We start from the raw sequence: 752 nt of genomic DNA on the forward strand, positions 1-752 counted from the left end.
CAAGTTGGTGTTCCTGCAATCGTAGTATTCTTGAACAAAGCTGACATGGTTGACGATGAAGAATTGATCGAATTGGTAGAAATGGAAGTTCGTGAACTTCTTTCTTCCTACGAATTCCCTGGCGACGAAGTACCTATCGTTGTAGGTTCCGCATTGAAAGCTTTGGAAGGCGACGCTCAATATGTAGCTAAAATTGACGAATTGATGGATGCTGTAGACTCCTACATCCCAACACCAGTTCGTGACACTGATAAACCATTCTTGATGCCTGTGGAAGACGTTTTCACAATCACTGGTCGTGGTACAGTAGCAACTGGCCGTGTTGAACGTGGTCAAGTAAACGTTGGTGATACAGTTGAAGTAGTAGGCTTGAAAGAAAAAGCTGAACAATACGTAGTAACTGGTCTTGAAATGTTCCGTAAAGTGTTGGATTCTGCAGTAGCAGGTGACAACGTAGGTGCATTGCTTCGTGGTGTTGATCGTAAAGACATCGAACGTGGTCAAGTATTGGCTAAACCAGGTTCCATCAACCCACACACAAAATTCAAAGCAGAAGTATACGTATTGACTAAAGAAGAAGGTGGCCGTCATACTCCATTCTTCTCCAACTACCGTCCACAATTCTACTTCCGTACAACAGACGTAACAGGTGTTGTAAACCTTCCTGAAGGTGTAGAAATGTGTATGCCTGGCGATAACGTAACAATGGAAATCGAATTGATTACTCCAATCGCTATCGAAGAAGGTCTTCG

General features: G+C 43.2%; 1 protein-coding gene. It reads left to right on the forward strand.

Annotated elements, in window-relative coordinates; all coding sequences use genetic code 11:
* Window positions 1-752 (forward strand): EF-Tu C-terminal domain-related protein (locus AAAT26_RS09605; RefSeq protein ID WP_349209159.1); only part of this gene is annotated, 752 nt, incomplete at both ends.

The organism is Veillonella parvula (assembly GCF_040094895.1).
GTDB classification, from domain to species: domain Bacteria; phylum Bacillota; class Negativicutes; order Veillonellales; family Veillonellaceae; genus Veillonella; species Veillonella parvula_L.